Source organism: Flavonifractor plautii ATCC 29863 (genome assembly GCF_000239295.1).
Lineage (GTDB): Bacteria > Bacillota > Clostridia > Oscillospirales > Oscillospiraceae > Flavonifractor > Flavonifractor plautii.
The window spans coordinates 35,890-49,851 of record NZ_JH417827.1 but is presented as its reverse complement, the minus strand read 5'-3'; the positions used below and the strand labels follow the sequence as shown (position 1 = coordinate 49,851).

The following is a 13,962-nucleotide window of genomic DNA, read 5'->3' as shown; positions in this document are numbered from 1 at the left end:
GAACTGTGTCCGCCCGCCGCCAGACAAGACGAGGTGAACCATTTGGACAAGGATCTGCAATCCATTCAAGAGACAAGAGAGCTGCTCCGGCAGGCCAAGCAGGCACAGAGGACGCTGGCGGGTATGAGCCAGGAGCAGCTGGACAAAATAACGGCGGCCATCGCCGCAGCCGCCGGGGAACACGCCCGGCGGCTGGCCGACATGGCGGTGGAGGAGACGGGCTTCGGCAAAAAAGAGGATAAAGAGCTTAAAAACCGCTTTGCCGCCACCACCCTCTATGAGGCCATCCGGGACGAGCGCACCCACGGCATCCTGGCGGAAAACCGGGAGAAGCGCACCATTGATATCGGCGTGCCAGTGGGCATTGTGGCGGGGCTGGTGCCCTCCACCAACCCCACCTCCACCGTGATCTATAAATCCATGATCTGTATGAAGGCGGGCAACCCCATTATCTTCTCCCCCCACCCCAGCGCGGTAAACTGCATCCTGGAGACGGTGAACGTGGTGCGCCGGGCGGCGGAGGGGGCGGGGGCCCCGGCGGGGAGCATTTCCTGCATCACCACCCCCACCCTGGAGGCCACCAACGCCCTCATGCGCCACGACGATACCCGCCTGATTCTGGCCACCGGCGGCGGGGCCATGGTAAAGGCGGCCTACTCCTCCGGCACTCCCGCCATCGGCGTGGGCGCGGGCAACGGGCCGGCCTATATCCACCACACCGCCGACGTGCGCCTGGCGGTCAAACGGATTCTGGACTCCAAGACCTTTGACAACGGCACCATCTGCGCCAGCGAGCAGTCCATTGTGGTGGAGCGGCGGATGGAGGGCGCGGTCACGGCGGAGCTGAAGGCCCAGGGGGCCTATCTGCTGGACGACGAGGAGCACCGCCTCCTCTCCAAATTCATCCTGCGCCCCAACGGCACCATGAATCCGGCCGTTGTGGGCAAGAGCGTGGAGACGGTGGCCAAGCTGGCGGGCCTGACCCGGGTGCCCCCCACGGCGCGGGTACTGGTGGCCCGGGAGACCGGGGTGGGTCCCGGCTATCCCTATTCCAATGAGAAGCTGGGCCTGATTCTGGCCTACTATGTGGAGGACAGCGAGGAGGCGGTGCTCCGCCGCTGCGTGGAAATCCTGGAGTGGGAGGGCGCGGGCCACACCTTCGCCATCCACACCGAGGATGCCGACGCCGCTAAGCGCTTTGCCGCCGCCGTTCCCGCCAGCCGCGTGCTGGTCAACACCCCCGCCGCCCTGGGCGGCATCGGGGCCACCACCTGCCTGTTCCCCGCCCTCACCCTGGGGTGCGGCGCGGTGGGCGGCTCGTCCAGCTCTAACAACATCGGGCCCCTGGACCTCATCAACATCAAGCGGGTGGCCTGGGGCGTCAAAGAGCTGGAGGAGCTGCGGGGGAACCGCCCCGCGGCCGGATATGCCCCCTGTGCCGTGGATGAGAGCCTGCTCAACGAACTGGTCAACCGGATTATAGGGAGGCTGAGCGTATGAGCGAGGTCAACGCCGACGGCGTGCTCCTCAATCCACATGAGGCGCTATTGCAGGAGGTGCAGGCCCTGACCAACTCCCTGACGGCGGAGGAGCCAGAGGGAATGGAGGACGATAAGGCCCACACCGTATACGCCGGCAACGGCGAGCCCGCCGGGGCGGTGGGCGGCGTTCCGCACACACCCGTGTCGGCGGCCCTGGCCGCCCCGGCCCACAAGGGGGCGGGCACCGGCAGCTACGCGGCGGAGCACCCGCCCGCCCCGGCCAGGAAGGCCGCCCGGGCGGCCAAAACGAAGAAACCAAAGCCGTCTCTCCCACCGAAGGCGGAGGCGGAACCGGAACAACCCAAACAGACGACTGACAGGAGGAACCGTAATATGGCCAATACAAACGCACTGGGTATGGTGGAGACGAAGGGACTGGTGGGCGCCATTGAGGCGGCCGACGCCATGGTGAAAGCCGCCAACGTGCAGCTGGTGGGCAAGGAGCAGGTGGGCGGCGGCCTGGTGACCGTCATGGTGCGGGGCGACGTGGGCGCGGTGAAGGCGGCCACCGACGCCGGCGCGGCCGCCGCGGAAAAGGTGGGAGAGCTGATCTCCGTCCACGTCATCCCCCGCCCCCACGCCGAGGTGGACCACATCCTGCCCCATGCCCAGGGCGAGATGGACAACGTGTAACCCATGGCGCTGCTGACCGAGGAGGACGTGCGCCGCATGTCCAACCAGGGCACACGGGGGCCCGTGGTGGTCAACCGGGACCAGATGCTCACACCGGGGGCGCGGGACTATCTGCGGGAGCACCGGGTAGAGGTGGTCTACCCCCAGGGGGAGGCGGCCGGGGAAGGGGCCCCGTCCGCCCCCGCCAAATACCGCACTCTGTTCGGTGCCGCACTGAATGAAAAGCCGGAGCACATGACCCACCTGAAGGGGAATGTACTGGTGTTCAAGGACCACCCCCGCATCGCATTCCGGGGCTGGATCGACGCCCTGGAGGCGGAGATCCTGCTGACCCAGCAGGCGGCGGCGGGGGAGGGCTATGGGGCCCTGGCCGGGGAGCTGGAGGAGGTTCTGGGCTTTGTCCGGCGCTATATCCGCTTCGACGTGCTGGACGAGCCGGTGGGGGCCATCGAGCTGTGCGGCTATACGCCGGAGCAGCTCCGGGAGTACTCCCACTATCCGGAGAAGCACTTCGGCCAGCCCCACTTTCTGGCCTGCTATACCGACGGACCCGCCCTGCTGGCGGTCAACAAGCTGCGCACTGTGGTGCGGCAGACCGAGCTGGCCGCCTACGCCGCCTTCTGCGACGCGGACGGCAACGTGACCAGGGGCGACATGATTTTGGGGCTGAACCGGCTGTCCTCCCTGATGTGGATTTTCATGATTAAGTTAAAGGCGGGACGCTATGAACGCAAGTAAATTGAGCACGGTGGAGCGGCTGGCGGAGGAGCTGGTCGCCCGCCTGACCATCGAGCTGGAGGCCAGCGGACGGCATGTCCACCTGTCCCGGGCCGATGTGGAGACCCTGTTCGGCGCGGGCTACCGGCTCAACCGGACGAAAGACCTGTCCCAGCCGGGGCAGTTCGCCTGCGCCGAGCGGGTGACGCTGGAGGGGCCTAGGGGGAGCTTGAAGAACGTGGTGATTCTGGGCCCTGAGCGCCCGGAGAGCCAGGTGGAGATCTCCCTCACCGATGCGGTGGCCCTGGGGCTCACCCCGCCGGTGCGCCTCTCCGGCGATACGGAGGGCACCCCTGGCCTCACCCTCCGCCACGGGGACCGGGTGCTCCGCCTGAGCCGCGGCCTGATTGTGGCCAAGCGCCACATTCACATGACGCCGGAGGACGCCGCCCGCTTCGGCGTGGCGGACCGGCAGCGGGTGCGCCTCCAGTGCTTTACCAGCCGCCCGCTGGTGTTCCAGGACGTGGAGGTGCGGGTATCCCCCCAGTTTTCCACGGTGGTGCATATCGACTACGACGAGGCCAATGCGTGCGGCTTTCAGAAGGGCGACCGGGGCGTGATTTTGAAATGACCCTGGAGTGGCGGGGGCGGACGCTGGTCATTACCTGGCTGCCGGTGGCCTCCATGGGCCGCCTGGCCGCCTGCGCCCCCCAGACGGCGGCGGAGACCGAGGTGCTGGCCGCCCTGCTGGCCGGGGCGCGGGTGCGGGTGGAGCGGGACGCCCTGGAGTACCGCCGCTACCGCCGTACCGCCCCCCTTGGCATCTATCAGAAATGCGCCGGTCTGGAGCGGCGCCTGCGGGAGATGGGTATTTGTGTTGCTGGGACAGGTGGCCGGTAAGGTCTGGGCCACAAAAAAATCCCCCGCCCTCACCGGGCAGGCGTTTCTGACCGTGCGGGTGGGTGAGCGCCTGCTGGTGTGCGCCGACTGCGTGGGGGCCGGGGAGGGAGAGACCGTCCTCGTGGCCACCGGCGGCGCGGCCCGGGTAGCGGCGGGGGCGGAGCTCCCCATTGATGCCGCCATTGTGGGCATACTGGACGAGAGCTAGAAAAGCAAGGCCGCCGCATGTGGGCGGCGGTCATCCTCTCAGGCTGGCGGCCCAACCGCCCGCCTGAGCCGCGGAAAGGGGACATACTATGTCCATCAACGAGATTATTGTCTACCTTATGGTCGTCTTTATGGCCTTGGGTGCGGTTGACCGCATCCTGGGCAACCGGTTCGGCCTGGGGGAGAAATTTGAGGAGGGTATCATGGCTATGGGCTCCCTGGCCCTGGCCATGATCGGCATCATCTGTCTGGCCCCGGTGCTGGCCAACCTGCTCCGGCCGGTGGTGGTGCCTCTCTACCAGGCCCTGGGGGCCGATCCGGCCATGTTCGCGGGTACCCTCCTGGCCAACGACATGGGGGGCGCGCCCCTGGCCCAGGAGCTGGCCCTGACCCAGGAGGCGGGACAGTTCGGCGGCCTGATCGTAGGCTCCATGCTGGGCCCCACCATCGTGTTTACCATCCCGGTGGGTCTGGGCATTATTAAGGCGGAGGACCGCCCCTATCTGGCCACCGGCGTGCTGGCAGGTGTCATCACCATCCCCATCGGCAGCTTCGCGGGCGGCCTGGCGGCGGGGTTCCCGGTGGGGATGGTACTGCGTAACCTGATCCCCATCGCGCTTTTCGCCGTGCTCATCGCCCTGGGGCTGGCCTTCCTCCCCAACGGGATGGTAAAAGGCTTCCAGGTCTTTGGCAGAATCATTGTGATTATTATCACCATCGGCCTGGCGGCGGCCATCATCCAAAAGCTGACCCCCCTCACCCTCATTCCGGGGATGAACCCCATCTCAGAGGGCGTGGCCATTGTGGGCGACATCGCCGTGGTGCTGGCGGGGGCGTTTCCGCTGGTGTATGTCATCACCAGGGTATTCAAGACCCCTCTGATGAAGCTGGGCCATGTGCTGGGCATGAACGACATCGCGGCCGCCGGGCTGGTGGCCACCCTGGCAAACAATATCCCCATGTTCCAGATGCTCCACGATATGGACCGGCGGGGTAAGATCATCAACGTGGCCTTTGCGGTGTCCGCCGCCTTTGTGTTCGGCGACCATCTGGGCTTTACCGCGGGCTTTGATTCCACTATGATCTTTCCCATGATTGTGGGCAAGCTGGTGGGCGGTGTGACGGCGGTGGCGGTTGCCATGTTGATCACCAGAAAATACAAGGAGGAGCGCCATGGATAAGACCGCATTGGAGGCGCTGGTGCGGCAGGTGCTGCTGGAGCGCCTGGGCGGCGGAACCCACGGGGTGAAGGCCGTGCAGGTGCCCCGCATCGCGGTGACGGAGGAGCACCGGATGGACACGGGAAATCCCCTGGACCGGGTCTACACCCGTGACCTGTTCACCCTGCAGGAGTCCCCGCGGCTGGGGGTGGGCGTCATGGAGATGACCGACACCACCTTTCCCTGGACCCTGCGCTACGACGAGATGGACTACGTGCTCAGCGGACGGCTGGACATCCGTATCGGCGGAGAGACCGTCTCCGCCGGGCCGGGGGAGCTGATCTATATCCCAAAGAACAGCTCCATCCAGTTCTCCGTCACCGGGCACGCCCGCTTCCTCTATTTCGTCTACCCCGCCGACTGGCAGAGCCAGGGCGGCTGATTCCGGGCGGGCGGCCATCGGCCGCCCGCTTTTTTTACACAATCTGAACGGTGCTCACCGCAAACGCACACCCTTTTTACATCCGTGCTCGTATACTGGGGGGCAAACGGAGGTGCCGTTATTATGGATTATGGGATATGGACGCTGCTTCCAATCGTCGTCGTCGTGGCCGTGGCGCTCAAGAGCAAACGGGCGCTGGAGCCGCTGATTCTGGGAACCCTGCTCACCTATATCATCGTCGATGGACTTTCCTTCCCCATCGGCTGGATGGACGCCTTTTTCCGGGTGGCCACCGACCAGAGCCACCAGTGGGTGTTCATGGTGTGCGGCCTGTTCGGCGCGCTGATCGCCCTGCTGGGCGCCTCCCACGGGACGCTGGGCTTCTCCCGGCTGCTGGGTCGGCTTTGCCGGGGCCCCAGAACCACGCTGATTGTGACCTGGGTCATGGGGATTCTGATCTTTGTGGACGACTATCTGAATATCATGACCCTGAGCACCTGCATGCGCAAGCTCACTGACCGGCAGAAGGTGCCCCGGGAGACCCTGTCCTACATCATCGACTCCACCGGCGCGCCGGTGTGCGCCCTGCTGCCCTTCTCCACCTGGGCGGTGTTCTTTGCCGGGCTGTTCTACGCCGAGGCGGGCATCCCGGAGCTGGGCTACGGGAGCGCCATCAACACCTTCTGCGCTGTGATCCCCTTCATCTTCTACGCCATCGCGGCGGTGGCGCTGGTGCCCCTGTTCTCCCTGGGGCTGGTGCCCAAGCTGGGGCGGATGAAGAAGGCCTACCGCCGGGTGGAGGAGACCGGAAAGGTCTACTCGCCGGAGAGCGCCGAGCTGAATCTGGAGGACGAGGACGACTCCCCGGCCATTACCGGCTGCCTGTGGGACTTTGTGCTCCCCATCGGCACGCTGATCGCCCTGACTATCGTGGGGGGCGAGCTGTTCCTGGCCCTGGTGGCCGCCATCGCCGTGTGCTTTTTGCTCTACATCCCCCGGAAGAAGCTGTCTCTCACCAGGTTCTGCGACCTGGCCATGCACGGCTTCTGCAACATGATCCCCACGGTGGCCATCATCTTCTTTGCCTTTGTGATGCAGGAGGGCATGACCGAGATCGGCATCGCCCCCTTCGTCATCAATGCCGTCAAGCCCATCCTGAGCCCGGCGGTGTTCCCGGCCATCGCCTTCCTGGTGGTGGCGGCCCTCAACTTCACCACCGGCAGCGTGTGGGGCATCACCGCCGTGACGGCGCCGATCCTGCTGCCCCTGGCCTTCTCCATCGGGGCCAACCCCCTGCTGGTGATGGGCGCCATCGTCTCCGGCGCCACCCTGGGCAGCCACGCCTGCTTCTACTCCGACGCCACGGTGCTCACCTCCAGCTGCTGCAAGATGGAGAATATGGACCACGCCCTGTCCCAACTGCCCTATTCCCTGTGTGCGGCCGGGCTTTCGGCGGCGGGCTATCTGGTATGCGGCCTCCTGATGTAGTATAATAGGGACAGAATGGGGAAAAGGAGGAGTCAGGATGCCCATGTATTTGTATTTGGGCGATATCACCCGGATGGAGACAGACGCCATTGTGAACGCCGCCGGCACGGATCTGCGGCGCTGCCCGGGCATCTGCGACGCGATTTTCGCCGCCGCCGACACGGAGAAGCTGGAGAGGGCGTGCCGGAAGCTGGGCCGCTGCCGCATCGGGCAGGCGGTGGCCACGCCGGGCTGCGGGCTGCCCTGCCGGTACATCATTCACGTGGCCGGGCCGGGCTGGTACGGCGGGGAGCCCCGGGAGCGGTTCCTGCTGGCCGGGTGCTACCAGAACGCCCTGCATAAGGCGTATCTGTGCAGCTGCCGGCGGGTGGCGGTGCCGCTGATCTTCTCCGGCGACTGCCACATGCCGCGGGCGGCCTCCCTCCGGGTGGCCGGGGCGGCGATTGCCGATTTCTGCCAGCGCCATCCCTCCATGGAGGTGACGCTGGTGCTCTACCGGCAGAGCATCTACGACATGGCTAAGCGTATCCTGGGCTGGGAGGACGCGCCGTCATAAGGGGGGACGGGCCTGCATATACATGCCACAGTTACCGAAACCAGGTAGGAGAGTGGATGGATATGCAAACAGGCTGGAATGAGAACCGGGCGCTGCTGCGGGGCACCGCGGCGGCGGAGCCGGTGCTGTCCCATGAGACCCACGGCGTGGTATACGAGACCTTTCCCCTCGCCGTCCGGCGGCTGTCCGGCTCGGAGGACCGGGTCAATGTCCTGGTCCCTAGGGCCCTGCTGGAGCAGCGGCCCGTGACGGAGGGGATGGAGCTGGAGGTGGAGGGGGAGGTGCGCTCCTTCAACAACAAGAGCGGCAAGGGCAGCCGCCTGGTGATCACCCTCTACGCCAAGGAGCTGCGCCCCGCCGCCGGAGAACACGAAAACCAGCTCCTGCTGGCGGGGGTGCTGTGCAAGCCGCCGGTGGTGCGGCGCACCCCGCTGGGCCGGGACATCTGCGATTTGATGCTGGCGGTGAACCGCCGGTACGGCCGGGCGGACTACCTGCCCTGCATCGCCTGGGGCGGCCTGGCCCGGCGGTGCGGGGCACTGGAGGTGGGGGACGGTGTGCGCATTGAGGGGCGGCTCCAGAGCCGGGCCTACACCAAGGTGGACCACGGCGTCAGTGAGGTGCGCACCGCCTACGAGGTCTCCGTCATGAAGCTGGAGCCGGTGGAGACATAACAGAAGGGCGGGGCTGCTGACGCGGCCCCGCCCCTTTCGGGCTATTTGCATTTCGGGTTGTTACGGAACAGGCGGATTCGTGACGGCGGTTTCCTTTCCGCTCAGTTGAACTTGTAGATCTTCCGGGCCAGGCGGTAGAGCTTGACGGACAGCTTGCGGCCCTGGTAGCCGGGGATGTTGCCCACGAAGGACAGGGAGCGGTACTTGAGCTTGTGGTACAGCTCGGGGTTGCTGGTGCGCAGGTACTCCCACAGCTCGGTCTTTTTACCCAGGGCGGCGGGAGAGCCGTCGATGATGAGGAAGATGGAGGAGATGGTCATCATCATGGACAGGTAGCTGGTCATATACCGGGCCAGCTTGCGCTGGGTTTGGTAGAGCTGCTTGAGGTTGTGGCTGTCGATCATCAGCTTGGTGACCCGCACCTGCTGGTCTACCCGGGTGACCATCACCTTTTCGTTCACGCTCTGGTCGGCCCGGCCGATGAAGTAGCGGTAGAGATCCACATCCATGTAGTAGATGCTCTTTACCGCCGGCAGGGGCTGGTAGACAAAGATGTTGTCCACATAAAAGGTGTGCTTGGGCAGCTCCAGCCGGCAGGCGCGCAGCATCTCGGTGCGGTAGATGACCGAGTGCATCAGCAGGTACTGGGAGGGCCGGAAGCGGCCGATCTCGTTCCAGGTGAACACGCGGCCCTCGGGGAACACGTTGGTGTACTTCATCACCTTCTGCGTGTTGTCCTCCACGTGCTCATAGACGTAGTTGGCGATAAAGAGGTCCAGCGGCTGCTCCGCCCCGGCGAACGCCCTCAGCTTGTCCAGGACGGCCTTCAGGGCCGCCTCGTCCAGCCAGTCGTCGGAGTCCACCACCTTATAGTACATCCCTTGGGCGTGGCGCAGGCCCTGGTTGACCCCCTCACCGTGGCCGCCGTTCTCCTGGTGGATGGCCCGCACGATGTCCGGGTACTCCGCTTGATAGCGGTCGCAGATGGCGGGGGTGTCGTCCTTGGTGGAGCCGTCGTCCACCAGGATGATCTCGATGTCGTCCCCGCCGGTGAGCAGGGTGCGCACGCAGTGATCCATGTAGGCCGCGGAGTTGTAGCAGGGCACCGCGAATGTGATGAGCTTTGACATGGGCAGTCTCCTCACTTCAATAGGTCGTCACACAGCTCCAGCGCCCGTGCGGCGATGGCGTCCATGTTGTAGTATTTGTACTCCGCCAGCCGGCCCAGCAGGTGGAAATTCGGATAGCGGTCCGCCTCCGCCCGGTATTTGGCGTACAGGGCGTTGTTCCCGGCGTTGATGATGGCGTAGTAGGGGATCTCCCCCTCCGCTCCGGTGTAGGCGCGGGAGTACTCCTTCATGATGGTGGTTTGGCCGGGCAGCTCCTGCCCAGTCAGGTACTTGAACTCGGTGATGCGGGTGTAGTCCTGATCCACGGTGTAGTTTACCGTTCCGTGGCTCTGCCAGAAGTCCACCGGGTGGGTCTCAAAGCGGAAGTCCAGGGTGCGGTAGGGCAGGCGGCCGTATTTGCAGCCGAACAGCTCGTCCGCCGCGCCGGTATAGATGATGGGGCCGGAGAAGGGCCTCCCGTCCAGAAGGGCGGCGCTGCCGTCCAGGGTCAGGCGGCTGGCCGCGTCCACCCCCAGCTCCACCATGATGTCCGGGTGGTCCAGCAGGGACTGGAACATGGGGGTGTAGCCCTCCAGAGGCATGCCCTGGTAGGCGTCCTGAAAGTAGCGGCAGTCCTCCGACAGAAAGACCGGCACCCGGGCGGTGGTGTTGGGGTCGATCTCCTCCGGCGTCTGCCCCCACTGCTTCATGGTGTAGCGGACAAAGACGTGGCCATACACATAGTCGGCCAGGGCGGACAGCTCCGGGTCGGGATTCTGCCGCAGCTCCAGAATGGTGACCTTTTTCTCCATGCCATAGGCGGATACCAGCTTCTCCGCCAGGGCGCGGGCCTTCTCCGGCGGAAAGGCGGCCCGCAGGGAGACCAGGTTGAAGGGCACCGGGTACTCCAGCCGCCCGTCCCCGTCGGGGAGATTGGCCACCACCTGGTGCTCGTAGGGCCGCCAGCGGGTGAAGCGGGAGAGATAGTCAAACACGCGGGTGCTGTTGGTGTGGAAGATATGGGGGCCGTACTGGTGGATCAGCACCCCCGCCTCGTCGAAGCAATCATAGGCGTTGCCGCCCACGTGGTTCCGGCGCTCCAGCACCAGTACCCGCTTGCCGCCCCGCTCGGCCAGCTCCCTGGCCGCCACGGAACCGGCCAGGCCGGCTCCGATGACAAGGCAGTCATATTGATGATTCATGGGGAATCGTCCTCTCTTCTCTGGTGTCAAACACAGTGTACCACAGGTTTCGGGAAAAAGGGGTAAACATCCCATTAAGATATTCTTAAAATTACTTCCCTTTCCCCTCGGGAGCGGTTGGCTGATCCGGCTCGGTGGGGTAGAGGCCCACCTTGGCGGAGGGGCCGCCTAGAAAGCACTCGGCATAGTGGTCCATGGCCTGCCGGATGACCTGCACGGCGGCGGCCCGGTCGTTCACATCCTTGGCCACGGCCTGCTTGCCCTCCAGGGCCTTGTAGACAGAGAAGAAGTGCTTCATCTCGTCAAAGAGGTGGGGGGGCAGATCCATCAGGTCGTGGTAGGGGTTGTAGGTGGGATCGGAGAAGGGGATGGCGATGATCTTCTCGTCGTTCTTGCCGCCGTCCAGCATGGAGATGTAGCCGATGGGGTAGCAGCGCACCAGTGTGAGGGGGTCGATTTCCTCCGAACAGAGCACCAGCACGTCCAGCGGATCGCCGTCGTCGCCGTAGGTGCGGGGAATGAAGCCGTAGTTGGCGGGGTAGTGGGTGGAGGTGTGGAGCACCCGGTCCAGGATGATAAGCCCGGTTTCCTTATCCAGCTCGTACTTCTTCTTGCTGCCCTTGGGAATCTCAATGACCGCCACGAAGTCCTCGGGCTGGATGCGGCTGGGGCTGATATCATGCCAGATATTTGACATCGTAAACACTCCTTTTGTGGGTCTTTTCTCCCATTATAGCCGTCCGGGAGGAAAAAAACAACATTTGTCTTGACAAATAAAACCTACAGATGTATGCTCAGCTTGAGCAAGACATACATTTGTAGGAGGTGAATGGGATGAAGAAGCTCAACCGCCTGCCCGAGGCGGAGCTGACCGTCATGCGGGCCGTGTGGCGGCTGGAGCCGCCCGTCCCCACCGGGGCCATTCGCGCCCGGCTGGAGAAGGAGCGGCCGTGGAATCTGTCCGCCCTTCAGACCCTGCTGGCCCGGCTGACCGAGCGGGGCTTCCTGTCCGTGGGGAGGGAGGGGCGGCAGAACGTCTATACCCCCCTTGTGGACGAGGGGGAGTACCTGGCGTTTGAGAACGCCCCCTTCCTGGAGGGGAGGGGCCTGCCCGGCCTGGTGGCCGCCCTGTATGACAGCCGCTCCGTCAGCCGGGAGGAGCTGGCCGAGCTGCGGGTCTTCCTGGACGAGGCCATGGGGAAGGAGGGGGACGTATGACCGCCCGCTTTGCCGACGTGCTGGAGATCTCCCTGGCCATGTCCGTGGTGCTGGCCGTACTGCTGGCCCTGCGGCCCCTTTTGAAGAAGCGGCTGCGGGCTGGGGCCTTTTACTGGGTGTGGCTGCTGGCCGCCCTCCGCCTGTGCATCCCCTTCAACCTGAGCCTGCCCCAGGCCCCGGTGACGGTGGAGGCGGTTCCCAGGGCCGTCTACCGGGTGGACACGGTTAACAGCAATCCCGGAAACCATCACTATGCGGCCCTGACAGAAGAAGAGGCGGCATCGGAAGAGGTAGCGGCAGAAAACAGGCCGGTGGATGGCGGCTCCATTCAGGATGTCTATACCCCGCTATTCACCCTGGAGGGGCCGTAACCGCCCTGTGGCTGGCCGGGGCGGGGGCGTTCCTGGCTTGGCATCTGGCAAAATACGTCCGCTTCCGCCTGCGGGTGCGCCGCTGGGGGGCTCCGGCGGAGGACGCCGCCCTGCTGGCGCGGTTTGAGGCCGCAAAGGCGGAGCTGGGGGTGAAGAACCTGGCCCTGCTGGTCTGTCCCGCCGTGGGCGCGCCCCTGGTGACGGGCTTTGTGAACCCAGCGCTCCTCCTGCCCCGGGAGACCGTGTCCGACGGGGTGCTCCGGCATGAGCTGATCCACACCCGCCGCCGGGATCTGTGGTATAAGCTGCTCCTGCTGCTCTCCCGCTCCCTCCACTGGTTCAACCCTCTGGTACACTGGATGGCCGCGGCCGCCAGCCGGGATCTGGAGCGCTCCTGCGACGAGGCGGCGGTGGCGGGGCGGGACGCCGCCTTCCGGGCGGCCTACGGGGCGGCCATGCTGGACGCGGTGGAGGAGGGCATCGAGGCCCGCGCCCCCCTGACCACCCACTTCCGGGGCGGCAAAGCGGCCATGAAGGAGCGCCTGCTGTCCATCGCGTCGGGCGGAACGCGGAAAAAGGGCGTGGCCCTGGTCTGCGCCGCCGCCCTGGTGATCTCCGCCGGGGCCGCTGCCTGTTCTCTGGGGGAGAGAGGGAGTTCAGCTTCCGACGTAGAAATCTATGGAGAAAACTACTCCTTCCGGTGTCCCAGCGGACTGAGCGGCACCTACTCCAGCGGCGGCGAGTCCCTGATTTTGAGCGGTTCACCGCCTGCCGGCGGCCTGATCGTCAGCCCCACCGACTTTCTGTGGTATGCCGAGGGGAACCGGCGGCCTGACTTTGCATCCCTGGTGACCGGCTATGGCGTGGAGCTGTCCGATGAGGACGGCAATCCCATCCTCCCGGCGGAGGCGGTGGAGCTGACCGTGACCGATGATCTTCCATATCTGGACAAGGGAGAGAACATGCAGGGATTCCAGTGGCCTCTCTATACCTATGAAGTGCTGGTGGAGCGGGCCGACGGCCGGGAGGAGCTGCACACCTTTTATGTGATGGATCAGGCAGCCGCGGGAAACGGCGTCTATGACCTGTGGTTCGATCTGTCCCAGGTGAGCCGGGAGGAGGCGGAGGCTGTCCGGAACACCCTGGTGCTGGGCCGCGACCGCACGGAGAGTCCCGACGGAAGCCGGCTGATTTCAATTACCCCCAGCGGCCGTGGGTATCTGCTCTATGACACCGGCGGGGAGTATCCTGTCCCGCTGGGGCAGATTGCCGACTTCGGCGGCGGCATCCTCTCCGCTCCCCTCTGGTCGCCCGACGGCGCTCGGGCGGCGGTGACGGCTACCGACATTGCTACAGAGGCGGTGGCATTCTCTTTCCCGCTGGATGATTTGTACCCGGACGAGCTTCATAAGGACACAGGGGGCCTGGCGGGCCTCACCTTTGCCGCCCTGAACCCGGAGTACCAGATGGGAGATGCCGTCGGCTATCCCCGGTGCGTTCCCCTGGCCTGGTCAGAGGACGGCCTGTCCCTCCAGTATTCCTGGGCCTGGTCGGACACGGAGGGACAGCTCCATGAGGGCACCGCGTGGTACTGCTTTGACGAAAACGGCCGCTTTACGGAAATCCGGGACGTGGTGGAGAACGATGTGTATCCCGTGCACGGGTGAGGCGGCAACGAAACGTTTCCTGATGCCGCCGACTTTTTCGACAGGCAGAAGCGGGGCGGAGGAATTTCCTCCGCCCC

General features: G+C 65.2%; 17 protein-coding genes. 14 read left to right on the top strand and 3 right to left on the bottom strand.

The annotated features are described in order from the left end of the window. Positions 1-33 precede the first annotated feature (33 nt). The 11 genes from HMPREF0372_RS14615 (at position 34) to HMPREF0372_RS14565 (ending at position 8,318) form a co-directional block, all read left to right on the top strand. Positions 34-1,500, top strand: coding sequence for an acetaldehyde dehydrogenase (acetylating) (locus HMPREF0372_RS14615; RefSeq protein ID WP_166454467.1), 1,467 nt, complete (start codon positions 34-36; stop codon positions 1,498-1,500). Positions 1,501-1,874: 374 nt separating this feature from the next. Next, positions 1,875-2,174: an ethanolamine utilization microcompartment protein EutM gene (eutM, locus tag HMPREF0372_RS14610; RefSeq protein ID WP_035298542.1), complete on the top strand. Its 300-nt coding sequence runs from the start codon at positions 1,875-1,877 to the stop codon at positions 2,172-2,174. A gap of 3 nt (positions 2,175-2,177) precedes the next feature. Next, entirely contained in the window at positions 2,178-2,912 is a 735-nt protein-coding gene (locus HMPREF0372_RS14605; protein WP_007494063.1) for an ATP-binding protein, read from the top strand. Further along, on the top strand, positions 2,899-3,522 hold the full coding sequence (eutD, locus tag HMPREF0372_RS14600; RefSeq protein ID WP_007494061.1) for an ethanolamine utilization phosphate acetyltransferase EutD: 624 nt from the start codon (positions 2,899-2,901) through the stop codon (positions 3,520-3,522). The genes HMPREF0372_RS14605 and eutD overlap by 14 nt, the downstream gene beginning before the upstream one ends. Further along, the gene (locus HMPREF0372_RS14595) at positions 3,519-3,791 is read left to right on the top strand and encodes a hypothetical protein (protein WP_007494059.1); all 273 of its coding nucleotides are present in this window, start codon (positions 3,519-3,521) and stop codon (positions 3,789-3,791) included. Before eutD ends, HMPREF0372_RS14595 begins: the two co-directional genes overlap by 4 nt. Further along, positions 3,766-3,999 carry a EutN/CcmL family microcompartment protein gene (locus HMPREF0372_RS14590; RefSeq protein WP_009258343.1) on the top strand — a complete coding sequence of 78 codons (234 nt, stop codon included), beginning with the start codon at positions 3,766-3,768 and terminating at the stop codon, positions 3,997-3,999. Before HMPREF0372_RS14595 ends, HMPREF0372_RS14590 begins: the two co-directional genes overlap by 26 nt. Before the next feature lie 88 nt (positions 4,000-4,087). Then, positions 4,088-5,179, top strand: a complete 1,092-nt coding sequence (eutH, locus tag HMPREF0372_RS14585; protein WP_007494054.1) for an ethanolamine utilization protein EutH — start codon at positions 4,088-4,090, stop codon at positions 5,177-5,179. Then, positions 5,172-5,600 carry a cupin domain-containing protein gene (locus tag HMPREF0372_RS14580; RefSeq protein ID WP_007494052.1) on the top strand — a complete coding sequence of 143 codons (429 nt, stop codon included), beginning with the start codon at positions 5,172-5,174 and terminating at the stop codon, positions 5,598-5,600. The genes eutH and HMPREF0372_RS14580 overlap by 8 nt, the downstream gene beginning before the upstream one ends. Positions 5,601-5,723: 123 nt before the next feature. After that, the gene (locus HMPREF0372_RS14575) at positions 5,724-7,088 is read left to right on the top strand and encodes a Na+/H+ antiporter NhaC family protein (protein ID WP_007494051.1); all 1,365 of its coding nucleotides are present in this window, start codon (positions 5,724-5,726) and stop codon (positions 7,086-7,088) included. Between the two features lie 37 nt (positions 7,089-7,125). Next, entirely contained in the window at positions 7,126-7,644 is a 519-nt protein-coding gene (locus HMPREF0372_RS14570) for a macro domain-containing protein (RefSeq protein ID WP_007494050.1), read from the top strand. 62 nt (positions 7,645-7,706) lie between these two features. Beyond that, on the top strand, positions 7,707-8,318 hold the full coding sequence (locus HMPREF0372_RS14565) for a single-stranded DNA-binding protein (protein WP_226907920.1): 612 nt from the start codon (positions 7,707-7,709) through the stop codon (positions 8,316-8,318). A gap of 101 nt (positions 8,319-8,419) precedes the next feature. Here HMPREF0372_RS14565 and HMPREF0372_RS14560 read toward each other — a convergent pair whose 3' ends face one another. The 3 genes from HMPREF0372_RS14560 to HMPREF0372_RS14550 all read right to left on the bottom strand — a co-directional run bounded on the left by HMPREF0372_RS14560 (position 8,420) and on the right by HMPREF0372_RS14550 (position 11,326). Further along, the gene (locus HMPREF0372_RS14560; protein ID WP_007494048.1) at positions 8,420-9,448 is read right to left on the bottom strand and encodes a glycosyltransferase family 2 protein; all 1,029 of its coding nucleotides are present in this window, start codon (positions 9,446-9,448) and stop codon (positions 8,420-8,422) included. Between the two features lie 11 nt (positions 9,449-9,459). Then, a complete protein-coding gene (gene glf, locus HMPREF0372_RS14555; protein WP_007494047.1) occupies positions 9,460-10,629 on the bottom strand; it encodes a UDP-galactopyranose mutase in 1,170 nt (389 codons plus the stop codon). Positions 10,630-10,720: 91 nt separating this feature from the next. Continuing rightward, entirely contained in the window at positions 10,721-11,326 is a 606-nt protein-coding gene (locus tag HMPREF0372_RS14550) for an inorganic diphosphatase (RefSeq protein WP_007494046.1), read from the bottom strand. Positions 11,327-11,463: 137 nt separating this feature from the next. Here HMPREF0372_RS14550 and HMPREF0372_RS14545 point away from each other — a divergent pair, with 137 nt between their 5' ends. From HMPREF0372_RS14545 to HMPREF0372_RS14535, 3 genes are read left to right on the top strand one after another with little or no spacing between them, the layout of a single operon-like run. Then, positions 11,464-11,847 (top strand): BlaI/MecI/CopY family transcriptional regulator, encoded by a 384-nt coding sequence (locus HMPREF0372_RS14545; protein ID WP_007494045.1) that lies wholly within the window; start codon positions 11,464-11,466, stop codon positions 11,845-11,847. Continuing rightward, entirely contained in the window at positions 11,844-12,218 is a 375-nt protein-coding gene (locus HMPREF0372_RS14540; RefSeq protein WP_007494044.1) for a M56 family metallopeptidase, read from the top strand. Before HMPREF0372_RS14545 ends, HMPREF0372_RS14540 begins: the two co-directional genes overlap by 4 nt. Next, positions 12,128-13,885: a M56 family metallopeptidase gene (locus HMPREF0372_RS14535; protein ID WP_155117044.1), complete on the top strand. Its 1,758-nt coding sequence runs from the start codon at positions 12,128-12,130 to the stop codon at positions 13,883-13,885. The genes HMPREF0372_RS14540 and HMPREF0372_RS14535 overlap by 91 nt, the downstream gene beginning before the upstream one ends. The last annotated feature ends 77 nt before the right edge of the window (positions 13,886-13,962 follow it).